Genomic DNA, 26,658 nt, shown 5'->3' with positions numbered 1-26,658 from the left:
TTTATCTTAGTGTTTCTGTCAATCAATTTTTTAATTTTTCTATTAAATTATATTAGTAGCCGTTCCGTTGTCGCTTAAAATTCTCTTCATTCTTCGCTATGTATGCCGATAAAATATCATCCCGGGAAAATCCTAGTTCTTGCGCGATGGCACCATAGTGGACCCATACCTGCTCATATGTTTCCAATGTCAATTGTTGTAGAAATATATAAATAGATGCGGTCGTTTTCAGGAACAGTTGTGTGAGGTTTCCTTCCACTTTTCCAACGGGCCAATCCACCAATGAGTCGAAGCCTTTTTCAATGCCTAGCGAAAGAAGGAAATGGATGGAGTCCACGTATTCTTCTAGGATAACTGCCCGTTCTGAAGGCCCTCTTGAGCTCCAAAACTTGAAACAACGGGTTTCATTTGCTAATTCGGCGAGCTCGACGAGGAGCGCTAATCCTTTTTCTTCGAACACATTTTGGGTTTGTTCCCGATTTTTCTCAATAAATGAATCTAACTCCTGCTGCATTGTAAAAAGTTTTGGTAATTGCATTAAAAAAACCTCCAAAATGTGTATTATCTTGAAACCAAACTGCTTGGTCATCCGTATAGGAGAGTACCATGTATGTAAAAGGGGGAATGGATTTGGCTCTATTGATTCGCATTGCCATCATCGCCTTCATCGTTTACTTGTTTTACCGGGGCATCCGGTATTTGACGGATCCGAAACGGAAGCTCGATGACGCTTATGAAGCGGAGCAATATTATTTCTATGATGATGTCAAAAACGTCCGAAAAAACTTCTTCATCACATATAAAGGCGCCTTGTTCGAAGGCGAAAAATACTTAGGGACCAAAGATGATTCCTTCGATGTCGTATCCATCTTCATCTGGGTAAAGGACGAGGCCAAACTGCAAGGATTTACAAAAGATGATTTTCATTTTTTAGCATCTGAAGTAAACTCCAATTATCCAAAGGCGGACATCAGCTGGAAAAACCCGATTGAACACTTGATGAACTCGTGACAACAGCCCGTTTTCGACGGGCTTTTTTATATTTCATCCTGTGCATCAGACAAGGTGAAGCCGAACAGATAAAGGATGATGCCCGCGTAGGCAATGGCCAGTAGCAGAAAGCCAATCCGGAAGTTGGTGTGTCTAGTCTTGTGGCGGAATACCTGCATGCCGAAATAGGCGCCGATGCCTCCGCCTAAAATGGCCAATAGCCATAAATTTCGTTCCGGCACCCGTTGCCCCCGTCTTTTCGCTTGCCGTTTATCCATCCGCATCGCAAAGAATGCCCATAGCGATAGGAGGAATATCCAAAGAAGCAAAATGAGCTGCATAAAGATCCCCCACTTTCTATCACTTTCATTTTACACTGTTTGTAGGAGGAAATGGAACCTCTCCCTCTTATATATATTTGTTCCTTCCAACAAGTTTTCCGTGATCCTGTCTGAATGAAAGCAAAAGACCGCCACTTCTTCGGATAGTTTCCGAAGGAGAGGCGGCCGATTCAATCCATCTTATTTTGCGATTGATTTTTTAGCAGTGTCTGCAAGTTGTGCAAATGCGTTCGCATCTGTTACAGCAAGGTCTGCTAGCATTTTACGGTTCACTTCGATGCCAGCCACTTTCAAGCCATGCATAAGTGTGCTGTAAGAAAGGCCGTTGAGACGTGCAGCTGCGTTAATACGTGTAATCCAAAGTTTACGGAAATCACGCTTCCGTTGACGGCGGTCACGGTACGCATAGTTCAACGATTTCATAACCTGTTGGTTTGCAACTTTATATAGTCTATGTTTAGATCCGTAATACCCTTTTGCTAGTTTCAATACTCGATTACGACGCTTGCGCGTTACTGTTCCACCTTTTACGCGTGGCATAGTTCATTACCTCCTGGTATTCTGTTCGAATGAATTCAATTGTTGGTCTATTATTTCATGTATGTGATCATTTCGCGAATACGTTTGTAGTCGCCTGAAGAAACGAGGGAAGCTTTACGTAGATGACGCTTCGCTTTCGTTGATTTGTTTGCAAAAAGGTGACTTGTGTAAGCACGGCCGCGTTTCACTTTACCAGTTGCAGTTTTTTTGAAACGTTTCGCGGAGCCGCGGTGTGTTTTCATTTTTGGCATGTTCGGTTCCTCCTAAATCTTTCGTTGTTACTGTTTTTCGGCTGTCGGGGCAAGTATCAGGAACATGCTCCGGCCTTCCATCTTCGGTTTCACTTCGACCGTTGACACTTCCTTGCACTCGTCAGCCAAGCGGTCTAGGACACGTTGACCAATCTCTTTGTGCGTGATGGCACGGCCACGGAAACGGATCGATGCTTTCACCTTGTCCCCTTTTTCCAGGAACTTGATGGCATTGCGAAGTTTCGTCTGAAAATCATGCTCGTCGATCGTCGGGCTTAACCGGACTTCCTTGAGCTGGATGATTTTCTGATTCTTACGGACTTCACGGTCTTTCTTCTGTTGCTCAAACTTGAATTTCCCATAGTCCATGATACGAGCTACTGGGGGTTTCGCTTGCGGAGCGACAAGGACGAGATCCAAATTCGCACGAGCGGCGATGTCCAACGCTTCGTTACGGGATTTGATTCCAAGCTGGTCGCCGTTATGATCGATCAAACGCAGCTCGCGGGCACGGATGCCTTCATTTACGTACATGTCTTTGCTAATAGTAATCCACCTCCGAATATTGTCTCGAGAATACATGGTTTGGGTATACCGTCCATTCGGGCGGAGCCCCACAGGTCCATCCAATATGAAGAGCGACGGGCGTCTTCGATGCCCAAAGCTAAACATAAAAAAAGTAGACAAATCGCATTTGTCTACCCGCGTATGTGTACATGCATCGAGATGCACGGCACGTTCACTTATGTGCGACCTGTCAACAACTAGTGCGCGTCGATCAGGTGAGAAGCGGGTAGCCTCTACTTATACCACAAACTGTATTCAGCTATTACTAACCTTAATTACTTTATCATATTACGTATGGGGTGTCAAATGATTTCTTAGGAAGTAGGGAGATGGGATGTGAAGTTCTAAGAGATTGATTCGCGGGAAAAGGGATTTGAGCGTCGTATAGATTATGAGCGCGGGAGTGGAATTATGAGCGTTCCGTGAAACTTATGGGCGCTCGATGGGAGTTATGGGCGTGCCATGAAACTTATGAGCGTACCGCGAAAGTTATGAGCGCTCGCCCGGAGTTATAAACGTGCCCACGGAAGTTATAAGCACTCGCAAAGAAAACAGCTGCCAACGTCCTTATGGAAGTTGGCAGCTCTGCTTGAGATTATATATTTGAAACTTCTTCTTTCAACATCGCAATAAACTCATCAAACGGCATGCTTTCGGATTTTTGTTCACCGTATTTCCGGACGTTCACTTCGCCCGACTCGACTTCTTTGTCTCCGAGGACGAGCATATACGGAACTTTTTGCACTTGGGCTTCCCGAATCTTATAGCCGATCTTTTCATCGCGGCTATCCAGATCCACACGGAATCCTGCTGCCACGAGTTTTTCTTGAATTTCATTCGCATAGTCGAAATGGGCTTCCGGTGAAACCGGGATGACTTCCACTTGAACCGGCGCCAACCATGTCGGGAATGCCCCTTTATATTCTTCGATCAAGAAGGCCACGAAGCGCTCCATCGTTGAAACTACACCTCGGTGGATAACGACTGGGCGATGATGTTTACCGTCTTCCCCGACATACGTTAAATCAAAGCGTTCAGGCTGCAGGAAGTCGAGTTGTGCAGTCGACAACGTTTCTTCCATACCGATTGCTGTTTTCACTTGGACATCGAGCTTCGGACCGTAGAATGCGGCTTCTCCTACTGCTTCTACGTATTCCAAGCCCATTTCATCCATTGTTTCTTTCAGCAAACGTTGTGCATGCTCCCACATTTCATCATCATCAAAATACTTTTCTGTATCCTCTGGATCACGATACGAAAGGCGGAACGAATAGTCGGTAATATTGAAGTCTTTATAGACATCGATAATGAGCTCCACCACTCGGCGGAATTCATCTTTGATTTGATCCGGACGGACAAAAATATGTGCGTCGTTCAACGTCATTCCCCGAACACGTTGAAGTCCGGATAAGGCTCCTGACATTTCGTAACGGTGCATCATCCCCAATTCCGCAATACGAACAGGAAGATTACGGTATGAATGAATGCCGTTTTTATAAATCATCATATGATGCGGGCAGTTCATCGGACGAAGAACCAAGTCTTCGTTATCCATGCTCATCACCGGGAACATGCCGTCCTGATAATGACCCCAGTGGCCCGAAGTTTCATACAGAGCCTTGCTTCCAAGCACCGGTGTGTATACGTGCTGATAGCCAAGCTTTTCTTCTTTATCCACGATATAGCGCTCGATGACACGGCGGATCGTCGCGCCTTTCGGCAACCAGAGCGGCAGACCTTGTCCCACTTTTTGCGAGTTCATGAATAAGTTAAGCTCTTTTCCGATTTTCCGGTGATCGCGCTCTTTCGCTTCCTCAAGCATGCGGAGATGTTCTTGCAATTCGTCTTTCTTGAAGAAGGCTGTTCCATAGATCCGCTGGAGCATTTTGTTTTTTGAGTCCCCACGCCAGTAGGCACCCGCGATGCTCAGCAATTTAAATTCTTTTAATTTACCAGTGGACGGAACGTGGACTCCGCGGCACAGGTCAAAAAATTCGCCTTGCTCGTAAATGGACACTTGCTCGCCTTCCGGAATGGCTTCAAGCAATTCCAATTTATACGGATCGCCAATTTCTTTGAAGCGGCTTTCCGCTTCCTCACGGGAGACGTCGTGGCGGACCACTTCGACGTTTTCACCGATGATCCGTTTCATTTCTTTCTCCAATTCAGGCAAGTCTTCCGCAGTGATCGGAGTCGGGGAATCAATATCATAATAAAAACCATTTTCAATGACCGGGCCAATCCCTAATTGTGCATCCGGGAACTTCCGTTTCACGGCTTGCGCCAACAAGTGCGCTGTACTGTGACGTAGGATTTCCAGCGCTTCCGGCGATTGCGGTGTGATGATCGCGATATCCCCATCCTCTTGTATCGGTGTTTTTAAGTCTACTAATTTATCGCCGATTTTACCTGCCAACGCACTTTTCCGTAAGCCCGGACTAATCGATGCTGCGACGTCTTCTGTAGTCGTGCCTTGCGGGAACTCCTTCACTGCCCCGTCTGGAAATTTCAACTTAATATCTGCCATTTGTACGCACTCCTTCTACTTTTTTTGGAATCAATTACGCCTCGGCGTAATTGCGAATCGAACAGCGAAGGGTTCGATTTGCCGTATTTCTGCGCTCTTTGCAGAAATTAAGGCACTTTTGTATTGCGACGAATTTAGGTTGCCTCCCTCACAGCTCCCCTGAAAAATCTGTGACATCCGCCGGCCGACAAAAACGCCACGTCCTGTGGCATTGTCGGCACTAGTACATCCTGTACGTCGGAGGCTTTGTCTTTATTCAGCGGGAATTTGGACACCTGCTGAACAGTAACTAAAACAGCATGCTTCTCGACACCTACGGAGGTGGGAATTTCTGTACCTGACGCTTCGCTTTCAGTACAAAAGCATTTGCTGAATAAAGACAAAAAAAGCCCCATCCCTGGAAAGGGACGAAGCTGTAGCTCGCGGTTCCACCCTTCTTCCTCCCCTCCGAAAATGAATTCGGACAGACGAAGCTTTACAACGGCTAACGGGCCGGTTCCGTCGATGGCTATTCGAACGAATCACCATCGCTGCTCAAAGGTGGTAAATCGATTATCGGTCCTTCGGGGCTTCCAGCCAATGGCCCCGTTCTCTGTAGGTCGAAAACAATCGATTCTTGTCCTTTTCAACGCTTTAACTATATCAATTCTCCGCTAATGCAAGTTAATCAATGATGAGTATACGCCTTTGTCAAAATAATTGCAACCCCTTTTATGTTCATTGAGAGGCAATCAATTCATCATACGTAATCTCGACCATTCCAGGGATTTCCGTCGGGGAAACGCCCAATAAATCACAAGGACGTCCGATCTTATCCACTTGACCGTCCTTTATTTTAATGATGCGGTCCGCCAATGCATGTGCATCGTTTTCATTGTGGGTGACGAAAATTGCGGTCGTATTGGCCTTTTTCAAGATTCTACGGAGATCTTCCCTGATTTTAACTAGCAAATCCGTGTCCAGATTGCTGAAAGGTTCATCGAGCAACAGCAATTCTGGCTGCGGTGCAATGGCGCGTGCCAAGGCAACCCTCTGCTGCTGTCCACCGCTCAGTTGGTGCGGGTAGCGTTTTTCAAATCCTTCCAGCTCAACCAGCTCTAGCACTTCGTAGGCCCGTTTCCGCTTTTCAGCCCGGCTCATCTTGGTCAATCCAAAGGTGATATTGTCCTCTACTGTCATATGGGGGAAAAGCGCATAGTCCTGGAACACCATGCCGATGCCTCGTTTTTCGGGTTGAATGAACGTTCTTTCATCAAATATGGTCCTTCCGTGCAGTGTGAAAGAACCGTGAGATGGAATTTCAAGACCGGCAATGAGCCGTAGAATGGTACTCTTCCCACTTCCACTCCTGCCTAGAATTGAAATGACTTCTCCTTTTTCTATTGTGAATGACACGTCATCCACTGCTTTTAACTTGGTATTCGGATAGGCAAAGTTTATATTTTTGATTTCCATGAACATACTAATCCTGCTCCTCCCTCAGTAGCTTGTGAAAAATGAAAATCGCGATGGAGCTAACACCAACAATGAGCAAAGATGCTTGAGACGCTTCCATGATTTTTTCGTCACTCGCATATTGGAATGCTTTTGTCGCAAGTGTATCATAGTTGAATGGCCGTAAAATCAAGGTTAATGGAATTTCTTTTAGAATATCCACAAAGACAAGAATAAAACCGCTTATGATCGCGCCCTTCATCATCGGAACATCAATTTTGAAAAAGGTCCTCAAAGTATTTGCACCGAGCATCCGGGAAGCATCCCGGAAATCGGTTCCGATTTTATCGAATCCCGTTTCAATTGAGTTGTAGCCAATAGCGAAAAACCGAATGATATAGGCACTGATCAACATCACCAAACTGACGCTTAACACAAGGGTTGAATCAACACCTAGACCGGCATAGACAGGAGCGAGAAACCGGTCCAACGCGATAAATGTAGTCACTACAGCAACCGCAATGACCGCACCTGGAATCGAATACCCTAAGACGGTCAATTTCGGCAAGACCTTCGCATATTTATGATGCACAATCCGACTGAAATTACCGATGATCAGGGAAAAGAATATAATCAACATGGAACTTAATCCAGCCACGATGACAGAGTTTTTAGTATAAGTCAAAACCTCTTCCATCGGGACCTTCCCCAATGTCAAGATCACCCAATCGATGAGCTGGATGACAGGAATTAGAAAAGCGAAACCGAACACGATACATGTAAACGTGGTGGCAAATGCCGCTTTTCTTCCTTTTAATTTAACAAGAGGTAGAGGTCTGACTTTCGTCGTTGCATAACTGTATTGTTTACCTCCGCGTAATAACCGCTCCATGATTAGAATCAAGACGACAATCCCCATTAATGAGGCCGCTAGCTTGATGGAGGAATCCAAGTCCCCCAAGCCGAACCATGTCTGGAAAATGGCGGTGCTGAAGGTTTGAATGCCGAAGTATTTTACTACACCATAGTCGTTCAGTACTTCCAGTATGACTAAGCTGACTCCGCCAATGATGGACACGCGTGATATAGGCAGGACCACTTTGAAAAAGATGGCCCACGGTCCTTTCCCTAGCGTTCTGGCACTCTCAATCAATGAAGCCGCCTGATGGGATAGGAAAATTCTCGTAATCATGTAAACGTATGGGTAGAGAAATAGCGTGTATATGAAAATAGCGCCCGGAACATGCATAATATCGAAGTATGCCGGGTTAGGCGTAATATCGAATTGATTGCGAAGCGTCTTTTGGATCACACCTGTATAGTTGAGGATCCCGTGGTACGTATAAGCGCCGATAAATGGCGGGATCGATAAAGGCAGGATGAGCGCCCACTTCATAAAATTGCGGAGCGGGAAATCATATTGAGCAATCAACCAGGCAAGTCCTAAACCGATGGCAATCGTCGTGAGAGCTGTAAAGAACACAAGAGTCAGTGAAGATTTCACGTATTTCATTAACATGAATTCACGAATATGTTCCCAATTTTCACTCGACGGTGTGAAAATGCCGGTAATTATTGATATGTTCGGTAAGAACAAAACAATGATGATCAGTACGGCACTGATCGTCCACCCATTCAGGTTTGCAAATCGCCTGCTCATGAAAACCCATCCTATCTATTTCTACAATAACCCCCTACCGTTCGAAAACAGCAGGGGGAATCATTAATTATTTCCAACCGACTTCATTGAAGATCATAATCGCTTTCGCATTATTCTCTCCCAATACAGTCAACGGGATATCTTGTTCTTTAAATTCGCCCCATGACTTGAGCAGTTCAGAAGGTTCTACGTTCGGATTCACTGGGAATTCATAGTTAGCCGATGCAAACTCGCTTTGCGCTTCTTCACCTGTAAGGAACTCAAGTAATTTCAAGGCATTTTCCGCATTTTTGGAACCTGTTACGACGCCAGCTCCACTAATGTTCACATGAGCTCCGGTCGTTTCTTGGTTCGGGAAGAAGACGCCTAGACTTTCAGCAACTTTCACTTCTTCCGGTTCTTGTGAATTCAACATTTGACCGAAGTAATACGTATTCATGATTGCCACATCGCCGATACCTGCTGCAATTGCTTTTGCTTGGTCACGGTCTCCGCCTTCAGGGTTACGAGCCATGTTATCGACTAAGCCCTGTGCCCATGTCTTCGCTTCGTCTTCTCCATTGATTTCAATGAAAGAAGCCAAAAGAGACTGATTGTAGACACTTTCCGAGGAACGGACCAACACGCGGCCTTTCCAAGCTTCATCCGTCAGAGCTTCGTAAGTTGATAACTCTTCCGGTTTCACCTTGTCTTTATTATACACTAAAACACGTGCGCGTTTCGTCAATCCGACCCATGTATTATCATTATCGCGGAATTTTTCCGGAACTTGTGTCGACAAAGTGTCACTTGACACTGCTTGCAGAAGCCCATCTTCTTTCGCACGATATAAACGTCCGACATCCGCCGTCAAGAAAAGGTCTGCAGGAGTGGCTGTACCCTCACGCTTGATCCGTTCGATCAATTCATCCGCTTCCCCTTTGATTACATTGACTTTGATGCCTGTCTCGCTTTCGAATTTCTTATACAATTCATTATCCACATCATAATGTCGGCTCGTATATAAATTAACCTCTTTTTTCTCGGTAGCAGCCGGAGCTTCCGAATTCTCTTTCGTCGATGTTGTGTTCTCTTCGTTCTTTTTGCCACCGCACGCCCCTAGCACAAGTAACATGGCTAGTGCGAGCAAAAATAGAATCTTCTTCATCCATCCACAACTCCCAAATCTTTATTATTTCATTGAAAATGATTCTCAATATCATATAACATAATATGCAGAGATATTTTTGTCAATATATATAACGATTTTTTCATATGCTTGAGTGAAAAATTTTTACATGCAAAAGTAATAATTGGTAGATTAGCTTGAATAAAAACAAAAAGCCACACTAGCATCAGGAGGGAATCCCCCTATAGCAAGTGTCGGCTTTACTTTATTGGTCTCGTCTATTTTTCCCATCCAGTTTCACGGGCTTGCTGATCATGCGGATGCGCTCCATGAGACGAGCTGCTTTTACGGCCTCTTTTTCTCCCCGCTGTGTATAAGTTAAATGATGTTCCAGTTCATCATAATTTAGGTTAGATGTAAAGAAGGTCGGCAATTTTTCGGCCATTCTGTATTGTAATATCGTGCCGAGCACTTCATCCCGCGCCCAGGCGGACATAGACTCTGCGCCAAAATCATCCAGCATAAGAACTTTTGCTTTTTTCACAAAATCGATTTTCTCGTTTAATGTCTGGTCTTGAATCGATTGCTTGATCTCTCTCAGAAATTCGGGAAGGTACACGACAACCGTGCGGATTTGCCGATTAGCAAGCTCGTTCGCCAAGGCACCAAGCACGTACGATTTGCCAGTTCCAAATGGTCCATAGATATACAGTCCGCGTTCCGGCAAATTTCCTTCGCTACTCAATTCGTTCAAAAACTTCCACGCTTCCTCGACGACGGTAACCCTGCTTGTATGGTGGTCCAAGTCAATATCCGGAAGGCGTGCCTTCATGACATCTTTTGGCATATACATGCTGTCAATCATATTCGAGATATTGCGCCGCTCATCGTCGATTAGCTTATTAGGGCATTTCATATAATCCAAATCGATAAATCCTCGAGCCAGCACTAGCTTTGGTTCGAATCCTTTCATGACATTGATACAGCCTTCAGTATTCGGACATTTGTCGCATTTATGGGAAGCCGAGACATATTCAAAAAGCTTGCCGAGACTCCTTTCAATTACAGAACGATCAATTTGATCAGAATGCTCCTCGATGAATCTCTGCACGCCTGGAGATTCTAGCACTTCATTGCGCACTTGATCATATCTTTCCGCAAGATTTGAAGGGTTGATGACGCGCTTTAAAGTGTTTCCAATCGATTCCATACTATCTTTCCTCCATTCTCATCGCTTTCAGTTTCTTTTCCAGCTGGCGGCGTTTTTCTGCCATTGCGGGATCAGCATCGGCATTTTCCTTGGATGCATTCGGATCAACAGATTTGTTGAACCATTCCGGTAACTTTTCTTCTTTTTTCGGCTTTCTTCCGCTTGTTTTCTTGCTTCCTTCATTTTGCCATTTAATATATTGATCATGCTCTTGACGCGAGATTTCCATCGCCTGTTTTGCAGTTGCGATCTTTTTATTTGCCCAATGTGAAGCAATTCGCTCCACGAAATTTTTCGTGATTTTGCCGTCGTTGCGGATGATTACATAATGCAACAGAACATTTACGACTCCGACAGCAAATCCATGCACTGTTACAAGCCTTTCGGCGAGTTGAACATCTACCGACAGCGGTTCCTTTCCCGTATAGTCTTTCAGCATTTCACGAGGGGATGTAGTTTCCATATAGACGAGAAATTCATCTTCTCTCGTCACTGGTTCGAGTACATTGGGCTTTTCTTCAACCTGGAATGCTTTTCCAAGAGACGGAACATTCTGAGAGATGTTCATTTTATAAAATTCGACCGCGGATTTGCGGAGTCGATCTTCGGATAGCTTCATATTTTCATCCAGCGCCATCATTGTAACTTTTTGCATGTCAATCGGTGAAAGCGAGTATAGAAATGCAAGTTTGGCGATGAAGTCACGAGACACCTCTGTGAGAGCTGACTGCGGCACCATCTGCTCCGACAAGCCCGCCCGAAGTAGATTGAAGTCAAAATCATGAGTACCGAAAGTGATACCGGCAGGCTCCGTTCTGCCCTTTAGCTGGCCCTCCTCACTCCGTTCGACAGCCTGGCCCAGATGGGAAGGCGTAAACACATCAAGGAACGTCCTGGACACTTCTTCAAAACCCTCTTCTTGAAGCTCCCTTTCCATGAACCTGTTCCGCAAATCGCGATAAGCCTGCTCTCCTATTTTGCTGAATAAAAAAGTCGATAGCAGCGGATCAGAGAGGAATAACCGTGCATCGAGCGGCGGGAGAAGTTCGTAGATGAACGACCGGCCTGTCTCCTCGTCTTTCCGAAATGTGCGGAGCAGCCCGATCGCTTCCAATGAAATTCTTGCTTCAAAAATTGGGCCAAGCGGCTTTGTCAAAAAGTTCATTAATCGATAATGGTTATACTCTTTTTCATCGGCACGTTCGGCATCCGCCCAGAACAGCAAAAACAGGCTCATTGCATCCGAACCGATTAAAGGCTGGTAAAATAGAGTGAGGAGTTGCCGGTCATAATCCGAAAATGGATGCGTACTTTTTATGGTGTATGTGTCGATCGGTTGCAATTCTTTGTAGAGCATCATGGTCAGGACCTCTCCTCCTCTTCGTTATTGTTCTCCAGATCGTTTTTGGAGATTTTTCAGTTCTTCAATGAAAACCGAGATATCCTTATATTGGCGATAAACGGAAGCAAAACGGACGTATGCCACTTCGTCCACAGCTGCCAACCGTTCCATAACCATTTCACCAACATTATCCGATGGTATTTCCGAAATGCCGGTGCTCCTTAGTTCTTTTTCAATGGAAAAGACGATTTCTTCAAGATCCCCCAACGGTACTGAGCGCTTTTCACATGCCCGGATTAGTCCTCGAAGAACTTTTTTTCCACTAAACTCTTCACGGGATCCATCTTTTTTCACGATAATGAGTGGGGCTTCCTCCACTTTCTCAAATGTGGTAAATCGAAAGGCACATTTCTCACATTCCCGGCGGCGACGAATCGACCGATTCTCTTCCGCAGGTCTGGAATCGACGACCCGGGTGCCGTTGTATTGGCAGGCTGGACATTTCATAGTAGTTTTCCTCCGCTTTGTAATGGGCTTTGTGTACATTATAACAGAATTCGACAATGAATCACGTCCCCCGTAAATGTATCTGACGTTTCATTTATTTTATATGAGAATGAAAAACGCCCCTTGAAGTCGGAGCTGCCGACTCAAGAGACGTTTCAGTGCAATCATATTACTCTTTTAGTTCGCTTGCCACTTTTTTCGCCAAATCGACGACGCGGGCAGAGTAACCCCATTCATTATCGTACCAAGCCAAAACTTTCACTTTCCGATCGCCCATGACGATTGTGGAAAGCCCATCAATTGTGGCAGATTCTGTCGTCGTATTAAAATCGATCGACACAAGAGGTTCTGTTGTGAAACGAAGGATTCCAGCCATTGGACCGGCTTCCGCTTTCTTGAATGCGTCATTGACCATGTCGACTGTCACGTCCTGTTTCACATCGACAACAAGGTCGACCAAGGAAACGTTCGGAGTCGGAACTCGTAGCGCCATGCCATGAATCTTACCTTCCAATTCAGGTAGGACGAGCGACAATGCTTTTGCAGCGCCTGTTGATGTCGGAATGATGGATTGTGCGCATGCACGTGCACGACGAAGATCCTTATGCGGATTATCCAGGTTTTTCTGGTCATTCGTGTAAGCATGCACAGTTGTCATCAGGCCGTTTTCAATGCCGAATGTGTCGTTAAGCACTTTCACGACTGGTGCTAAACAGTTTGTTGTACAGCTGGCATTTGAAATGACATCATGCTTTTCAATATCCAATTTGTCGTCGTTGACACCTATGACAATCGTGACATCTTCATTTTTACCAGGTGCCGATAGAATCACTTTTTTCGCACCCGCTTCCAAGTGCATGGCCGCTTTATCGCGTTCATTGAAGACACCTGTGGCTTCTATTACGATGTCAATTCCGAGTTCTTTCCAAGGCAATTTCAATGGATCGCGCTCGCTCAACAGCGTCACATGTTTACCATTTACTACGATATCGCCGTCTTCCACGCTAACTTCTCCATCGAAAATACCATGAGTTGTATCATACTTAATGAGATGAGCGAGTGTTTCCGGCGGATATGAAGCATTCACCACGATTTTTGAAAAACTCTCTTCCATGATCATTTGACGGAACACCATCCGTCCGATGCGTCCGAAACCATTAATCGCAATAGAAGTAGTCATTAATAAAAATCCTCCTGCATGTATGTTATACTGATCGTTTTTGTCCACTGATTAGTATAACACATTTTTTGCAGGAGCAAAGAGTTAGAGCTAATAATAGTTATATTCTAATATTCAGAATAGGTCATGGGGTTGCTTCCCATTTTTTTAAGACTTCATCCAATTGCCTTTCCGTTTCTTCCTTCGTCCCATTATTGTGAAGAACGGCGTCCGCTCCTTGCTCTTTTTCCACGATCGGCAACTGGGACTGGATACGGGCTTCCGCTTCTTGCTCGGATAATGAGTTCCTTTCCATCAATCGCGCTTTCTGGATGTCCGGTGTTACAGAGACAACTAGGATTTTATCAACATAAGACTGAAGCTTGCTTTCAAAAAGTAGCGGTATATCCAAAATGACCGTATTGGCCCCCTTTGCGAGCCATTCATCTTTTTGCCTTTGCATCTCTTTTCGAATAGCCGGGTGGATGATTCCATTCAGTTTCTTCCTGGCTTCCTCATTGCCGAATACCTGCTCCCCCATTTTTTCCCGGTTCAGCGACCCATCGGCATGGAGGACCGAACGCCCGAATTGCCGTTCAATCTCCTCCATCACTTCACTCCCCGGCTCTACAACAAGACGGGCAATCTCATCTGCATCCACAATCGGGAAGCCTTTCTGTTTCAGCATGGTCGCAACCGTGCTTTTACCGCTCGCAATACTTCCGGTCAAACCGATAATCATGCCTTGCCCTCCTAGAACTTCATTTCTGGCAAGCTGGACAATAAACAGATGTCCGGCCAGCTATTTTCATGCTTCTTGTCACTTCACCACATGTTGGGCATACTTTCCGGCCATACATTTTCAGGCGGTCCTGCATGGAGCCGGCTTGCCCATTGATGTTCCGATAGTCGGAAATCGAGCTGCCGCCCGCCTCTATGCTTTCTTGGAGAATATGGACAATCTCGGCGAACAGTTCCCGTTTACGCTTCATGCTGATCCGTTCGGTTTTCCGTCCCGGATGGATTTTCATCCGAAACAACGCTTCCGTAGCATAGATATTCCCGCAACCTGAAATGACTTGACCGTCCATAATCACTTCTTTAATCGGTTTGCGGGCATATTTCGGCAACTCGGCCATTGCTAGAAAATGATCACAGGCTGTCGAGTCAAACGGCTCGGGGGCCATTTTCAGCAACGGCGGGTGATCTGCTTCGCAGTCGAGTAAGCGTAACTCCCCAAATCGGCGGATATCCGAATAGACAAGCAGATCTCCATCCGTCATTGTAAAAATGGCATGGACATGATTGCGGAATTTCGGCTCCCCGATCTCTTCCAGCCCGCTGACCGCAAACCAGGCTCCGGTCATGCCAAGATGGCTCACCAACAGGCAGGATCTGCCATCCTTTTCAAGTTGGAAATAAATATATTTGCTTCTTCTCGTGACATCCATGATAGTCATATCCACCAACTGTTCTACGAACTCTTCCGTTGGGACACCTTTGATAATGGCTTCTTTGCCAAGTAGTTTGGATTGGATAACAGTCTCCGATACAGTTACCTGTTGGATTTTCCTTCCTATTGCAGCAGGGGCGAGTCCGCGGACCACCCCTTCAACTTCCGGTAATTCAGGCATCGTTTCCCCTCCGTCACTTTGTCTCGTACCAGGACAAACCGAACGCCCAATCCACCTTTAATGGCACATCAAGTTTGATTGCCGATTCCATCACTTCCGGTACGATCACTTTCAATTTCTCAATTTCTTCTTCAGGTGCTTCGAAAATCAGCTCATCATGCACTTGCAGGAGCATACGTGTTTTTAATCCTTCCGCCTTCAATCGCGCATCCATATCGATCATTGCTTTTTTAATAATATCCGCCGCACTTCCTTGAATCGGCGTATTCATCGCAGTCCGTTCCGCAAAACTTCGTAAATTGAAATTGGAGCTCGTGATTTCCGGCAAATAGCGACGACGATTCATCAACGTGCTGACATACCCTTGTTTCTTCGCATCCTGCACACTAGTATCCATATACTGTTTAACACCAGGAAAACTCGCTAAATACGTATCGATAAAGTTCCCCGCTTCTTTCCTCGTGATATTCAGGCTTTGCGATAAACCATAATCGCTAATCCCATAGACGATGCCAAAGTTGACCGCTTTTGCGGCTCGGCGCATGTCGGAAGTTACTTCTTCCGGTGCTACCCCAAAGACGTCCATTGCCGTTTTCGTATGGATGTCGGCATCGGAACGGAATGCTTCGATCAGTTTCTCGTCCTGGGACATATGCGCCAACACACGAAGCTCGATTTGGGAATAATCTGCTGCGAACATATACCAGCCCGGTTCGGACGGAACAAACGCTGCCCGGATTTTCCTTCCTTCCTCCAACCGGATCGGGATGTTCTGCAAATTAGGGTTGATGGAGCTAAGACGCCCCGTCGTGGTGAGAGCCTGCTGGAAACGTGTATGGATTTTTCCGTCTTCATGGATTTCTCTCGTCAAACCTTCAATATAGGTTGAGTTTAATTTCCCAAGCTGTCGGTAATCCAAAATGTAGCCGATGATTTCATGTTGGCTCTCGAGTTTTTCAAGTACATCGGCAGCCGTGGAATAACCGGTTTTCGTCTTTTTGATAGGTGGGAGCCCCAACTTTTCAAATAAAATGACACCTAACTGTTTTGGCGAATTGATATTGAACTTTTCACCTGCTATTTCATAAATCATTTTTTCCAGATCGACTAGCTTCAAGGACAATTCTTTCCCGATGGACAATAGAATCTCCCGGTCCACCTTTACACCCGTCGATTCCATCTTCCCCAGAATCAGTGCGAGCGGAAGCTCCAATTCATGGTACAAATCGAATTGGCCATTATCCTTCAATTTTTGTTCGACCGTCGGGTGAAGATCCCAAACCGCTTTCGCTTTTCGAGCTGCATGCTCAGCAATCACTTGCTCTTCGGGCTTTGTTTTCCTGGCACCTTTTCCATAGACCGCTTCATCGGGCTGGACGTCGGAGTAGCGGAACTCTCTCGCGACCGAGGCAACATCCGTATAAGTCGTGGATGGGTTGACGATATACGTGGCAAGAAGAAGGTCAAAATCGATCCCTTGAATAGCCATTCCGTGATTAGCAAGCGATGCGTAAGTTGCTTTGGAATCGGTGGTGTATTTTTTCTTGGCAGGGTCTTCCAGCCAAGCTTTCAATACGGCAGAACTATGAGCTATTTCAAAGGGGATGTACCATGTCTTTTTTCCGTCCGTCAATGCAACCCCAAAAATTTCCGCATTTAAATAGTTTTCCTCTATCATTTCCAAGTGGACAGCCATTTCATCTGCCAGCTCAACTTCCTTGACTTCCGTAACGACCGTTACATCAATAGATGCCACCGGTTCATCGGCTTCTTGTACATCCATCTTTTCAAGAAGAGACTTGAATTGAAGCTCACGGTAAAGGGTCGTCACTTCATCCATATCGGGACCGGTATACGTTATATCGTTGATGTCAACTGTAATCGGGGCAGCTGTCTCTATCGTGGCAAGCTCTTTACTCATGAAGGCTTGCGCTTCATTTTCCGTCAAATTTTCCTTCAATTTCTTGGCAGTGATCTGATCGATCGATTCATAGAGCTTTTCCACAGAACCGTATTCTTTCAGTAGTTTCAACGCTGTTTTCTCCCCTACGCCAGGCACTCCAGGGATATTATCGGAAGCATCCCCCATTAGTCCCTTCATGTCAATAATCTGATGCGGCTCGATGCCGTATTTCTCCATGACATGCTCCGGTGTGTACTTTTCGATATCTGTCATCCCTTTTCGGGTAATGAAGACCGTTGTCCGATCGTTGGTCAGCTGTGTCAAGTCCTTATCCCCCGATATGACAATCACTTCGGCATCGGGATCATCCGTTTTACTCAACGTCCCGATGATGTCATCCGCTTCGTAATTGTCCAGCTCGTATTGCGGTATATTATAGGCTTCCAACAGTTTGCGCAAATAGGGGAACTGCTCGGAAAGCTCCGGCGGCGTCTTTTGACGGCCCCCTTTGTATTCACTGAAGGTCGAATGCCGAAACGTCGTTTTACCAGCGTCCCAGGCGACGAGCATATGGGTCGGCTTCTCGTCAGCAAGGATATTTTGCAGCATCATCGTAAATCCGTACACGGCGTTCGTATGGATTCCTGTATCATTGGTCAATAAAGGCAAGGCGAAAAACGCCCGATAAGCAAGACTGTTTCCGTCAAGCAACACAATTTTTTTATTCGTCATAAATGGGCCACTCCCTTTTCAATCAATCATTACGCCTTAGCGTAAAAGTAATTTTGCTGAAATAAGTTAAAAACGTCATCTCCATCCATCTTACCATGTCCGGCAGATGAAATGAAAATGACGTAGCCACGCTTACTGCATATACCCGGACAACACTTTGGCATATGGTGAATCTGCCGGGATGATGATCATCGTATCATCGCCAATCGTTTTGGAATACGATTGCAGTGTACGATAGAGATTATAGAATTCGGCATCTTTCGAGAAAGCATCATTATAGATTTTGGCAGCTTCCGATTCCCCTTCAGCATGGATCAACGCCGCTTCTTTCTTCGCTTTCGCAAGCATTTCCTGCACTTCCCGATCAGTTTCCGCTTCAATGCGACGTTTATCGGCATCCCCTTCAGAAAGGTATTTCTGTGCGGTGGATTGGCGTTCGGAAATCATCCGCGTATAAATCGACTGCTCATTCTCCTCCGGCAAGTCAATCCGTTTCATCCGGACATCTACAACTTCAATTCCAAAATTTCCTTCATTTAAATATTCATTGACCCTCTCTGTCACTCGATCATTCAAACTGCCTCGTGAGGAGTTTTCATCATTGACGACATCGACATAATCCAATTGTCCGAGCTCTGTCCGGACAACGGAATAGATAAATTCCTCCATACGCATTGTAGCATTGACGATATTCCGTGCGTTGGCAATCATTTTACCTGGGTCTGTAATTCGCCAAACGGCATAGTTATCGATGATGATCCGTTTCTTATCCCGCGTATTAATCTCTTCTTCCGAAACGTTATAGGTCATTTGACTTTTAGGAAGAGTCGTCACATTTTGGATGAAAGGAATTTTCATTTTGATCCCGGGTTCTTTGTCAATTCGCATAATTTCACCGAATTGCCGGACAACCCGGTATTCATCCTGTTTGACAACATACACATTGGCAATCAAGATGACTACAACCGCGAACAATGCTGTCAGGAATATCGCTAATTTCGCATATTTTTTCATATCAATCGGCGCTTTCGGAGTGACAGAAACTTCAGGTGAATCAGCTTTCATTCGCTTCTTCTGCTGTTGCCGCTGGCGTTCCTTGAACTTCTCTTCTATGCTTTTGAAAGGATTATTATTGTTGTCATTGGCCATTCGTGCCGCCTCCTTCCTGTTTGGCTTCTGCCGGTGGAACAGCTTGATTTTCAAGTTGCTGCAATGGTAAATATTTCACCGTTTCACCGCTATCATTCATAATGTAAATTTTCGCTTTCGGCAAGACTTGCTCCAATGTTTCGATAACGAGGCGTTGGCGTGTGATGGCTTTATTTTTGGCATACTCCGCATACAGATTATTGAAAAGGGCCACATCCCCACGCGCTTGCTCAATCCGCGCCGTTTTTTGTCCGAGCGCTCGGGATTTTATAGCATCCCGCTCTCCGATCGCCTCATTTGTTTTCTGGTTGTTATATTTCTCTGCTTCATTCGTCTTGGTTTCTTTCGTTTCCCGCGCATCGGTAACCGCCGTGAAAGCAGCCCGAACTTCCGCATTTGGCAGTTCTACATCTTGCAATTTCACGCCTTGTACGGCGATGCCAATATCATATTTCTCCATAAGGGACGCTAGCAACTCACGTGTATTAGCTTCAATTTCCGCTTTACCATCCGTCAACGCAGAATCGATCGTAGAGCTACCGATAACAGAACGGATGGAGGCAGAGGTCGCATCTTCCAGGATTTCCATCGGATTTTCCGCGTTGAATAAATACTTCTGTGGCTCTGTGATTTTCCATTGCACGACCAGATCAGCCAATACGATATATTCATCCCCAGTAATCATCTTTGTTTCTTTATCGAAAGAAACAAGTTCTCCGCTCGGATCTTGTTTATATCCAAATTGAAGACTATAGGTCTCCTTGGACAGAACTTCGGCCCGCTGAATCGGCCAAGGCAGCTTAAAATGTAGACCGGAATCTGTAATAGTCGTGTCCGCTTTCCCGAATGTAATAACAACTGCCTGTTCGGATTCATCTACGGTATACCACGTGGTAAACGCGATGATGAGCAAAATGAGGCCGACCACCGCCATACCGAACGTCATGAATATTCGACGTGTACTCATAAGAAATCCCCCTTGCATATGTATTACTACCTTATACGGAAGTTAACGATTGAAAGTTTCATATAAAAGGAAAATAGCGGCCCTACTCTAGGACCGCCTCTTAGGGTGGGATATCGGAATTCGAATATGGAAGGTCGTTCCTCTTCCAACTTCGCTTTCTACATCCACTGTTCCCCCGTGAATTTCAACCAAATGCTTCACAATAGCAAGGCCAAGGCCAGTTCCGCCTGAATCCCTGCTCCTTGCACGATCCACCCGATAAAATCGCTCAAATAAGCGGGGCAATTTCGTTGAAGGAATACCAATCCCTTCATCCTGTACGTCGATCAAGACTTCTTCTCGAAGCTTTGCCGCCTGTACACGGATGGTCGTGGATTCTTTGGAATAAGTAATAGCGTTAGACAATAAATTCACCATGACTTGGACGAGACGATCCGCATCCGCCTCTAGAGTTAAGTTTGGCGGGACATCTAAATGCAAAGACATATTTTTTCTAACTAAGGTAGGACTTACTACTTTATATGCGTCCTCAATAATATCTTTTAACGAGACAGCCTGGATGTTGAGTGAAAACCCTTCCCTCTCCATTCCCGATAGTTCCAGCAAATCATTGATGAGGAGATACAGACGGTCACTTTCCTTTTGGATAATTTCGAGGAACTCTTTCATGACAACAGGATCCATCATGGCGCCGTCCAATAATGTTTCGGTGAACCCCTTTATGGAAGTGATGGGTGTTCGAAGTTCATGCGATACATTCGCAACAAAGTCTTTCCTCACTTCTTCCAAGCGGACCAATTCGGTAATATTATGCATGACAACTATGATTCCTAACCAATTCCCGTGAATTCCGATCACTGGTGCTCCATATACGCCCATATGCGAGATACTGCCGTTGCCCTCAATTCGAACCTGTTTCTGTTGGGCTTGCTCCGTCATGAAGACATCTTCTATCAGGCTCTCGATGTCATGAGGTAAACCAATATTTTTAAATGTTTTACCAAGCAGTTCATCCTTCTGGAATCCGAATGCTTGCTCAAAAGCTCGATTAGAAAGGTTGACCGCCCCTTCTCTTCCAAACATAAGCAAACCACTGCCCATGCTTTCGATCAATGTCTTTAAACGTTCTTTTTCCATAGTCCTGGCCATCGACATCTCTTGTAAGTTACGTGCAATTTGATGAATGGCCACCACCAGTTCATGGTGTGACGGACCTCCTCCTGCCAAGTCTTCGATACTCGTGCGGGCCAAATAGTCCCCCCGGGCAATCTGTTGGGCAGTCTTCGTAATTTGGTCGACCGGCCCGGCATATTGCCGCATCATTTTAGACGCCATGAATAGCGAAATGAAAAAAGCTGTTATTAATACAACGAGAAGAAAAATCCAATATTTCCACTGCAAATCGCTATAACCCTCTCCGAATAATGCAAAAAACTGGCCCAGGACAATTCCGAGACCAGTTAGCAGGACGGAGAGAAGAGTCGCACAAGCAAGGACTAGACGTGAATAAAGGTCCTTCATTTTCCTTTCGACTCCTCGAATTTATAACCGATCCCTCTTACTGTCTTAATAAAAACAGGTTTTTTCGTATCCTCTTCTATCTTCTCCCGTAAATGACTAACATGCACATCCACAATGCGAGTGTCCCCCACAAAATCATAATTCCAAACAGCGCTTAATAACTGATCGCGTGAGAGCACATTATTTTTATTTTGGAGGAAATAGACTAGTAGTTCGAATTCTTTTGGAGTGAAATCCAACTCTTTATCATGTAAATAAGCTACGTATTGCTGAGGATGAACGGACAGTGCACCGGAGCTTAAGACATTCTCTTCTTCCGCCGTTTCCGCTCCCGTCTGAATGCGTCTTAAGACAGCCTTAATTCGAGCGATTACTTCCCTTGGGCTAAAAGGTTTGGTCATATAATCATCTGCCCCGATTTCAAGGCCAAGTACTTTGTCCAACTCGTCCCCTTTAGCAGTCAACATGATAATCGGCGTCTCGATTCCCTTTTTCCTCAATGTCTTACATACTTCCATCCCATCCATTTTCGGGAGCATGACATCGAGGAGGATCAGATCCGGCTTTTCTTCTGTGACCTTGAAGATCGCCTCTTCCCCGTCGGCAGCCAAAATGGTGTTGTAGTTGGATTGTTTCAGATTGTATTCCAGCAAGGTGCGGATCGGTTGTTCATCATCCACAATTAAAATTCTCTTGTTCGTAGCATCCATCCCTTAAACCGCACTCCTGTCATATGTTTTCAATGGTTTGTGATATCAATCTTTCTTCCAATGTAGGTGGAATAACTCCCACAACTCCAGATATGACACACTCACCCTCTTCATTATCAGCTTGAATGGAGATCACAATTTTATTTTCTTCCATATTGACTTGGGTGACCTCAAGCAAGAAATCAATCGTTGTATAATGATAGACCGGTTTTGGGAAGCTCAAATCTTGTTCTACGATATGGGAACCCGGTCCCGGTAAATATTTTGAAATGGCAGATGTCACAATGCCGATCAACATGACGGTCGGCACAATCGGTTTTTCATAAATAGTTTGCGAAGCGAAATCATGTTGAATATAGAGCGGATTGCTGTCATTGGTTAAGCCCAGATAGAGAAGTAAATCTTTATCTTCGATTTTTTCAGTCAGCTTCAACTTTTCACCGACGGAGATATCTTCAATTTTTCTACCAATACGCCGTTTCTTCCCTAATATCAACTCATTGCCCCCTCTGATTGTATTGAATCAAGTGTATCAATAATCAAAATAAAAATCGAGTAGCTTTGGCTACTCGATTGGTCATGCTTTATGCTAGGACGTTCATTACAGCTCTTACAGAATCGGCAGATTTTTGAAGAGCCTCTTTTTCATCCTCTGTCAATTCCAGTTCGATGACCTTTTCGATGCCGTCAGCACCAAGAACTGTCGGAACACCTAGGTAAATACCGTCCATTCCGTATTCGCCTTCAAGATAAGCGATGGAAGGGATGACTCGTTTTTGGTCTTTCAAGATGGCTTCCGCCATTTCCACTAGCGCAGCGGCAGGTGCATAGTAAGCAGAACCGTTACCTAGAAGGTTGACAATTTCCGCACCGCCTTTTCGTGTACGTTCCACGATTTCTTCGAGACGCTCTGCTGGAATCAATGTTTCCAATGGAATGCCACCCGCATAGGAGTAACGTATAAGGGGAACCATGTCATCTCCATGGCCACCAAGAACGAATCCAGTTATGTCTTTAACCGAAAGATTCAATTCTTGTGCTACGAATGTACGGAAGCGTGCGGTATCCAAAACGCCTGATTGCCCGATAACGCGCTCTTTCGGGAACCCGGACTCTTTGTATACGGTATAGGTCATTGCATCAACTGGGTTTGTCAACACAAGGATGGTTGTATTTGGAGAATATTTGACGATTTCACCAGTTACGGATTTCATGATTTTTTGGTTCGTTTGAACAAGGTCATCACGGCTCATACCTGGTTTACGTGCCATACCTGCTGTAATGATAACGAGATCTGAGTCTGTTGTATCCTCATAGTTGGAAGTTCCGATGATATTCGCGTCAAATCCTTGTACTGGACTTGCTTCCAGCATATCAAGGGCTTTCCCTTTCGTCGGATTTTCCATAGCAGGGATATCAACTAGCACCACATCACAAAGCTCTTTTTGAGCTAGGAGAAATGCAGTGGTAGCTCCGGTAAAACCTGAACCGATAACTGAGACTTTTTTACGTTTCATTGCCATGAGATACTCTCCTTTTTATATGGGTCAACCAAGTACACGGAAGACAGTATTCCGTTGCCTAGTTGACACAAATCAATTAGACCTCGGCCAATTGAAACCAAATGTTGGATCCATCCGCCGGTGGTTATATTAAAAACAGCAGGGAATTCCAGAAAGCGGAGAGTGGTATTTCACCATTCTCTTGTCCATTCTGAACCCCTGCTGAGTTTAGATACCTTTCAGCATTCATCCATGAACTAACAGATCGCTTTGCCTACGGTATAACCTATTTTGTTGATTTTAAGTCATAATATTTAATTATAGATTTTTAATCAGTTCATCTGCAAACTCGGAAGTTTTCACTTCTGTTGCACCTTCCATTAGACGAGCGAAGTCATACGTTACAACTTTGGACGCAATCGTTTTCTCGATGGAAGCAGTGATCATGCTTGCCGCTTCGTTCCATCCTAGGTGCTCAAGCATCATGACACCGGAAAGGATGACAGAGGAAGGATTTACTTTGTCAAGTCCTGCATATTTCGGAGCTGTACCGTGTGTTGCTTCGAAAATTGCGTGGCCTGTCAGGTAGTTGATGTTTGCTCCCGGAGCGATACCGATGCCGCCGACTTGTGCAGCAAGTGCATCGGAGACATAGTCTCCATTCAAGTTCATTGTAGCAACAACGTCAAACTCTTTTGGACGAGTCAAGATTTGTTGTAGGAAGATATCCGCTATCGCGTCTTTCACGATAATTTTGCCAGCTGCTTCAGCATCAGATTGTGCTTTGTTTGCAGCATCTGTGCCTTCTGCTTCTTTGATTTTATCGTATTGTCTCCAAGTGAATACTTTGTCGCCGAATTCTTCTTCAGCTACTTCGTAACCCCAGTTAGCAAAAGCGCCTTCCGTAAATTTCATGATGTTCCCTTTGTGTACGAGGGTCAATGATTTACGGCCTTCTTTAATGATGTAGTTAAGTGCACCGCGAACTAGACGTTTTGTACCTTCTGCAGAAACTGGCTTGATACCGATTCCTGAAGTTTCAGGGAAGCGGATCTTGTTGACACCCATTTCGTTTTGTAAGAAAGAAATCAGCTTCTGAACTTCTTCAGAGCCTTCTTGATATTCGATACCTGCATAAATATCTTCTGTATTTTCACGGAAGATGACCATATCACAGTCTTCTGGACGTTTAACTGGGGAAGGAACCCCTTCAAAGTAACGCACAGGACGCAAGCAAGTATAAAGGTCAAGTTCTTGACGTAACGCAACGTTCAACGAACGGAAACCGCCGCCGATAGGAGTCGTAAGAGGTCCTTTGATAGCAATCAAGTATTCTTTAATTGTTTCTAGCGTTTCATCTGGAAGCCAATTGCCTGTTTCGTTGAATGCTTTTTCACCTGCAAGGACTTCCTTCCAAATAATTTTCTTTTCTCCGTTATAGGCTTTTTCAACCGCCGCCTCTAGTACGCGTGAAGCGGCATGCCAAATGTCCGGGCCAGTCCCATCACCAATAATAAAAGGGATTGTTGCGTGATCCGGAACGTTTAGTACACCATCTGTTACTGTAATTTTTGCCATTGAAAAATTCCTCCTACTTTCAAAATCATAGGGCAGACATACAAGTATGCCGCCCCTCTTTACTAATCATACTCAACGTTGGTCGATTGGTACATATTTTTGCATTCCTGGCCCCACATAGTCTGCACGTGGGCGAATCAACCGGTTGTTGGAATATTGTTCAAGTATATGTGCAATCCATCCGGAGAACCGGGAGACAGCGAAAATTGGTGTGAATAAATCGTGGTCGATGCCAAGGGAATGATAGACAGAAGCCGAATAGAAATCAACGTTTGGTGGCAATTTCTTTTCGCCTGTTACGATACCTTCGATTTTAGTAGACATATTGTACCACTTCTCTTCACCACGCAATGCTGTAAGGCGCTTAGACATTTCGCGAAGATGTTTTGCACGTGGGTCTCCATTGCGGTATACACGGTGGCCGAAGCCCATGATTTTTTCTTTATTATCCAGTTTTTCACGGATATAGGATTCAACTTTTTCCTCTTCCCCGATTTCCATGAGCATCTTCATCACTTGTTCGTTAGCTCCTCCGTGCAAAGGCCCTTTTAGAGCTCCGATAGCAGCTGTCACTCCGGAATAGATATCTGAAAGTGTCGCTACACAAACACGTGCAGTGAAAGTTGATGCGTTCAATTCATGGTCTGCATGAAGAACAAGCGCTTTGTCGAATGCTTCGATAGCGATTTCCTCCGGCTCGTCCCCATTGAGCATGTATAAAAAGTTAGCTGCATAACCCAGTTCAGGTTTTGGTGCGATAGGCTCTAAACCTTTGCGGATCCGGGAGAATGCAGTTACGATAGTTGCGACTTTCGCTTGAAGTTTAATTGCTTTTTCGTAGTTAGCCTCTTCGGACATATCTTCTGCTTTTTCATCATATAGTCCAAGGGATGATACTGCTGTGCGAAGCGCAGACATCGGATGAACTTGGTCTATCGGAAACATTTTGAATTGGTCAAGTACGCCTTGAGGTACTGCCATATTGTCTGCAAGTTGCTGCTTTAATTCTGCAAGCTCGTCCGTTTTTGGTAGACGTTGATGCCACAGAAGGTAGATAACCTCTTCAAAGCTAGCATTGTTAGCTAAATCGTCAATGTCATAGCCGACATATGTAAGTGTGTCATCAATGATGGAACTGATGGCGGACTGTGTCGCTACGACTCCCTCCAACCCTTTGGTTGTTGTCATATAAATCGCTCCTTCTCTTGTAGCCGTCCATCGTCCCTTCAAGCCATATGACCGATTGACGGCTCAATCTTTTCATAATTCCAGCTAATTAAAAACGCTTACAAAACCTATTATAATCAATTTCGACGGTTTTGTGAA

The 26,658-nt window shown here is 45.1% G+C and carries 25 protein-coding genes and 1 other annotated feature; of the genes, 1 reads left to right on the top strand and 24 read right to left on the bottom strand.

Annotation, left to right across the window (positions count from 1 at the left end; all coding sequences use genetic code 11):
- Positions 1 to 52 precede the first annotated feature (52 nt).
- Positions 53 to 538: a dUTP diphosphatase gene (locus AB1K83_RS04650; protein ID WP_413056983.1), complete on the bottom strand. Its 486-nt coding sequence runs from the start codon at positions 536 to 538 to the stop codon at positions 53 to 55.
- Between the two features lie 86 nt (positions 539 to 624).
- On the opposite strand from AB1K83_RS04650, the gene AB1K83_RS04645 reads away from it, so the two are divergent.
- Positions 625 to 1,011, top strand: a complete 387-nt coding sequence (locus AB1K83_RS04645) for a sigma-w pathway protein ysdB (protein ID WP_413057085.1) — start codon at positions 625 to 627, stop codon at positions 1,009 to 1,011.
- Between the two features lie 26 nt (positions 1,012 to 1,037).
- On the opposite strand, the gene AB1K83_RS04640 is transcribed toward AB1K83_RS04645, so the two are convergent.
- The 23 genes from AB1K83_RS04640 to citZ all read right to left on the bottom strand — a co-directional run bounded on the left by AB1K83_RS04640 (position 1,038) and on the right by citZ (position 26,520).
- Positions 1,038 to 1,331 (bottom strand): DUF1294 domain-containing protein, encoded by a 294-nt coding sequence (locus AB1K83_RS04640; RefSeq protein ID WP_413056982.1) that lies wholly within the window; start codon positions 1,329 to 1,331, stop codon positions 1,038 to 1,040.
- 180 nt (positions 1,332 to 1,511) lie between these two features.
- Entirely contained in the window at positions 1,512 to 1,871 is a 360-nt protein-coding gene (gene rplT / locus AB1K83_RS04635) for a 50S ribosomal protein L20 (protein WP_413056981.1), read from the bottom strand.
- Between the two features lie 50 nt (positions 1,872 to 1,921).
- Positions 1,922 to 2,122: a 50S ribosomal protein L35 gene (gene rpmI / locus AB1K83_RS04630; protein ID WP_041075504.1), complete on the bottom strand. Its 201-nt coding sequence runs from the start codon at positions 2,120 to 2,122 to the stop codon at positions 1,922 to 1,924.
- 27 nt (positions 2,123 to 2,149) lie between these two features.
- Positions 2,150 to 2,704 carry a translation initiation factor IF-3 gene (gene infC, locus AB1K83_RS04625; RefSeq protein WP_413056980.1) on the bottom strand — a complete coding sequence of 185 codons (555 nt, stop codon included), beginning with the start codon at positions 2,702 to 2,704 and terminating at the stop codon, positions 2,150 to 2,152.
- A 580-nt stretch (positions 2,705 to 3,284) separates the two neighbouring features.
- A complete protein-coding gene (thrS, locus tag AB1K83_RS04620) occupies positions 3,285 to 5,216 on the bottom strand; it encodes a threonine--tRNA ligase (protein WP_413056979.1) in 1,932 nt (643 codons plus the stop codon).
- 400 nt (positions 5,217 to 5,616) lie between these two features.
- Positions 5,617 to 5,854, bottom strand: a binding site (T-box leader).
- Between the two features lie 79 nt (positions 5,855 to 5,933).
- Positions 5,934 to 6,677 carry an ABC transporter ATP-binding protein gene (locus AB1K83_RS04615; protein ID WP_413056978.1) on the bottom strand — a complete coding sequence of 248 codons (744 nt, stop codon included), beginning with the start codon at positions 6,675 to 6,677 and terminating at the stop codon, positions 5,934 to 5,936.
- Position 6,678: 1 nt separating this feature from the next.
- The gene (locus tag AB1K83_RS04610; RefSeq protein WP_413056977.1) at positions 6,679 to 8,310 is read right to left on the bottom strand and encodes an ABC transporter permease; all 1,632 of its coding nucleotides are present in this window, start codon (positions 8,308 to 8,310) and stop codon (positions 6,679 to 6,681) included.
- 67 nt (positions 8,311 to 8,377) lie between these two features.
- The gene (locus AB1K83_RS04605) at positions 8,378 to 9,457 is read right to left on the bottom strand and encodes a Fe(3+) ABC transporter substrate-binding protein (protein ID WP_413056976.1); all 1,080 of its coding nucleotides are present in this window, start codon (positions 9,455 to 9,457) and stop codon (positions 8,378 to 8,380) included.
- A 226-nt stretch (positions 9,458 to 9,683) separates the two neighbouring features.
- On the bottom strand, positions 9,684 to 10,628 hold the full coding sequence (dnaI, locus tag AB1K83_RS04600; protein WP_413056975.1) for a primosomal protein DnaI: 945 nt from the start codon (positions 10,626 to 10,628) through the stop codon (positions 9,684 to 9,686).
- Between the two features lies 1 nt (position 10,629).
- On the bottom strand, positions 10,630 to 11,988 hold the full coding sequence (locus AB1K83_RS04595; RefSeq protein WP_413056974.1) for a replication initiation and membrane attachment family protein: 1,359 nt from the start codon (positions 11,986 to 11,988) through the stop codon (positions 10,630 to 10,632).
- A 24-nt stretch (positions 11,989 to 12,012) separates the two neighbouring features.
- On the bottom strand, positions 12,013 to 12,477 hold the full coding sequence (gene nrdR, locus AB1K83_RS04590; RefSeq protein ID WP_413056973.1) for a transcriptional regulator NrdR: 465 nt from the start codon (positions 12,475 to 12,477) through the stop codon (positions 12,013 to 12,015).
- A 169-nt stretch (positions 12,478 to 12,646) separates the two neighbouring features.
- The gene (locus AB1K83_RS04585; protein ID WP_413056972.1) at positions 12,647 to 13,657 is read right to left on the bottom strand and encodes a glyceraldehyde-3-phosphate dehydrogenase; all 1,011 of its coding nucleotides are present in this window, start codon (positions 13,655 to 13,657) and stop codon (positions 12,647 to 12,649) included.
- A 124-nt stretch (positions 13,658 to 13,781) separates the two neighbouring features.
- Positions 13,782 to 14,378 carry a dephospho-CoA kinase gene (gene coaE / locus AB1K83_RS04580; RefSeq protein WP_413056971.1) on the bottom strand — a complete coding sequence of 199 codons (597 nt, stop codon included), beginning with the start codon at positions 14,376 to 14,378 and terminating at the stop codon, positions 13,782 to 13,784.
- A 19-nt stretch (positions 14,379 to 14,397) separates the two neighbouring features.
- Positions 14,398 to 15,270: a bifunctional DNA-formamidopyrimidine glycosylase/DNA-(apurinic or apyrimidinic site) lyase gene (gene mutM, locus AB1K83_RS04575; protein WP_413056970.1), complete on the bottom strand. Its 873-nt coding sequence runs from the start codon at positions 15,268 to 15,270 to the stop codon at positions 14,398 to 14,400.
- A gap of 13 nt (positions 15,271 to 15,283) precedes the next feature.
- The gene (gene polA, locus AB1K83_RS04570) at positions 15,284 to 17,905 is read right to left on the bottom strand and encodes a DNA polymerase I (protein WP_413056969.1); all 2,622 of its coding nucleotides are present in this window, start codon (positions 17,903 to 17,905) and stop codon (positions 15,284 to 15,286) included.
- A gap of 132 nt (positions 17,906 to 18,037) precedes the next feature.
- Positions 18,038 to 19,054: a protease modulator HflC gene (hflC, locus tag AB1K83_RS04565; protein ID WP_413056968.1), complete on the bottom strand. Its 1,017-nt coding sequence runs from the start codon at positions 19,052 to 19,054 to the stop codon at positions 18,038 to 18,040.
- A complete protein-coding gene (hflK, locus tag AB1K83_RS04560) occupies positions 19,044 to 20,021 on the bottom strand; it encodes an FtsH protease activity modulator HflK (protein WP_413056967.1) in 978 nt (325 codons plus the stop codon). Before hflK ends, hflC begins: the two co-directional genes overlap by 11 nt.
- An 87-nt stretch (positions 20,022 to 20,108) precedes the next feature.
- Positions 20,109 to 21,542, bottom strand: a complete 1,434-nt coding sequence (pnpS, locus tag AB1K83_RS04555) for a two-component system histidine kinase PnpS (RefSeq protein WP_413056966.1) — start codon at positions 21,540 to 21,542, stop codon at positions 20,109 to 20,111.
- Positions 21,539 to 22,252, bottom strand: coding sequence for a response regulator (locus AB1K83_RS04550; protein ID WP_413056965.1), 714 nt, complete (start codon positions 22,250 to 22,252; stop codon positions 21,539 to 21,541). The genes pnpS and AB1K83_RS04550 overlap by 4 nt, the downstream gene beginning before the upstream one ends.
- 19 nt (positions 22,253 to 22,271) lie before the next feature.
- Entirely contained in the window at positions 22,272 to 22,748 is a 477-nt protein-coding gene (locus AB1K83_RS04545; protein ID WP_413056964.1) for a MaoC/PaaZ C-terminal domain-containing protein, read from the bottom strand.
- 88 nt (positions 22,749 to 22,836) lie between these two features.
- A complete protein-coding gene (gene mdh, locus AB1K83_RS04540) occupies positions 22,837 to 23,775 on the bottom strand; it encodes a malate dehydrogenase (RefSeq protein ID WP_413056963.1) in 939 nt (312 codons plus the stop codon).
- Positions 23,776 to 24,072: 297 nt separating this feature from the next.
- A complete protein-coding gene (gene icd, locus AB1K83_RS04535; protein WP_413056962.1) occupies positions 24,073 to 25,332 on the bottom strand; it encodes an NADP-dependent isocitrate dehydrogenase in 1,260 nt (419 codons plus the stop codon).
- Positions 25,333 to 25,404: 72 nt separating this feature from the next.
- On the bottom strand, positions 25,405 to 26,520 hold the full coding sequence (gene citZ, locus AB1K83_RS04530; protein ID WP_413056961.1) for a citrate synthase: 1,116 nt from the start codon (positions 26,518 to 26,520) through the stop codon (positions 25,405 to 25,407).
- Positions 26,521 to 26,658 lie beyond the last annotated feature (138 nt).

Origin of the sequence: Sporosarcina sp. 179-K 3D1 HS (genome assembly GCF_047228905.1) — a bacterium.
GTDB lineage: Bacteria > Bacillota > Bacilli > Bacillales_A > Planococcaceae > Sporosarcina.
This window is presented reverse-complemented; position numbering and strand designations above follow the sequence as displayed.

Bases quoted from the DNA above. Each gene is read 5' to 3' on its own strand.
- AB1K83_RS04650 (WP_413056983.1), bottom strand. From the start codon at position 538: ATGCAATTACCAAAACTTTTTACAATGCAGCAGGAGTTAGATTCATTT.
- AB1K83_RS04645 (WP_413057085.1), top strand. From the start codon at position 625: ATGGATTTGGCTCTATTGATTCGCATTGCCATCATCGCCTTCATCGTT.
- AB1K83_RS04640 (WP_413056982.1), bottom strand. From the start codon at position 1,331: ATGCAGCTCATTTTGCTTCTTTGGATATTCCTCCTATCGCTATGGGCA.
- rplT (WP_413056981.1), bottom strand. From the start codon at position 1,871: ATGCCACGCGTAAAAGGTGGAACAGTAACGCGCAAGCGTCGTAATCGA.
- rpmI (WP_041075504.1), bottom strand. From the start codon at position 2,122: ATGCCAAAAATGAAAACACACCGCGGCTCCGCGAAACGTTTCAAAAAA.
- infC (WP_413056980.1), bottom strand. From the start codon at position 2,704: ATGTATTCTCGAGACAATATTCGGAGGTGGATTACTATTAGCAAAGAC.
- thrS (WP_413056979.1), bottom strand. From the start codon at position 5,216: ATGGCAGATATTAAGTTGAAATTTCCAGACGGGGCAGTGAAGGAGTTC.
- AB1K83_RS04615 (WP_413056978.1), bottom strand. From the start codon at position 6,677: ATGTTCATGGAAATCAAAAATATAAACTTTGCCTATCCGAATACCAAG.
- AB1K83_RS04610 (WP_413056977.1), bottom strand. From the start codon at position 8,310: ATGAGCAGGCGATTTGCAAACCTGAATGGGTGGACGATCAGTGCCGTA.
- AB1K83_RS04605 (WP_413056976.1), bottom strand. From the start codon at position 9,457: ATGAAGAAGATTCTATTTTTGCTCGCACTAGCCATGTTACTTGTGCTA.
- dnaI (WP_413056975.1), bottom strand. From the start codon at position 10,628: ATGGAATCGATTGGAAACACTTTAAAGCGCGTCATCAACCCTTCAAAT.
- AB1K83_RS04595 (WP_413056974.1), bottom strand. From the start codon at position 11,988: ATGATGCTCTACAAAGAATTGCAACCGATCGACACATACACCATAAAA.
- nrdR (WP_413056973.1), bottom strand. From the start codon at position 12,477: ATGAAATGTCCAGCCTGCCAATACAACGGCACCCGGGTCGTCGATTCC.
- AB1K83_RS04585 (WP_413056972.1), bottom strand. From the start codon at position 13,657: ATGACTACTTCTATTGCGATTAATGGTTTCGGACGCATCGGACGGATG.
- coaE (WP_413056971.1), bottom strand. From the start codon at position 14,378: ATGATTATCGGTTTGACCGGAAGTATTGCGAGCGGTAAAAGCACGGTT.
- mutM (WP_413056970.1), bottom strand. From the start codon at position 15,270: ATGCCTGAATTACCGGAAGTTGAAGGGGTGGTCCGCGGACTCGCCCCT.
- polA (WP_413056969.1), bottom strand. From the start codon at position 17,905: ATGACGAATAAAAAAATTGTGTTGCTTGACGGAAACAGTCTTGCTTAT.
- hflC (WP_413056968.1), bottom strand. From the start codon at position 19,054: ATGGCCAATGACAACAATAATAATCCTTTCAAAAGCATAGAAGAGAAG.
- hflK (WP_413056967.1), bottom strand. From the start codon at position 20,021: ATGAGTACACGTCGAATATTCATGACGTTCGGTATGGCGGTGGTCGGC.
- pnpS (WP_413056966.1), bottom strand. From the start codon at position 21,542: ATGAAGGACCTTTATTCACGTCTAGTCCTTGCTTGTGCGACTCTTCTC.
- AB1K83_RS04550 (WP_413056965.1), bottom strand. From the start codon at position 22,252: ATGGATGCTACGAACAAGAGAATTTTAATTGTGGATGATGAACAACCG.
- mdh (WP_413056963.1), bottom strand. From the start codon at position 23,775: ATGGCAATGAAACGTAAAAAAGTCTCAGTTATCGGTTCAGGTTTTACC.
- icd (WP_413056962.1), bottom strand. From the start codon at position 25,332: ATGGCAAAAATTACAGTAACAGATGGTGTACTAAACGTTCCGGATCAC.
- citZ (WP_413056961.1), bottom strand. From the start codon at position 26,520: ATGACAACAACCAAAGGGTTGGAGGGAGTCGTAGCGACACAGTCCGCC.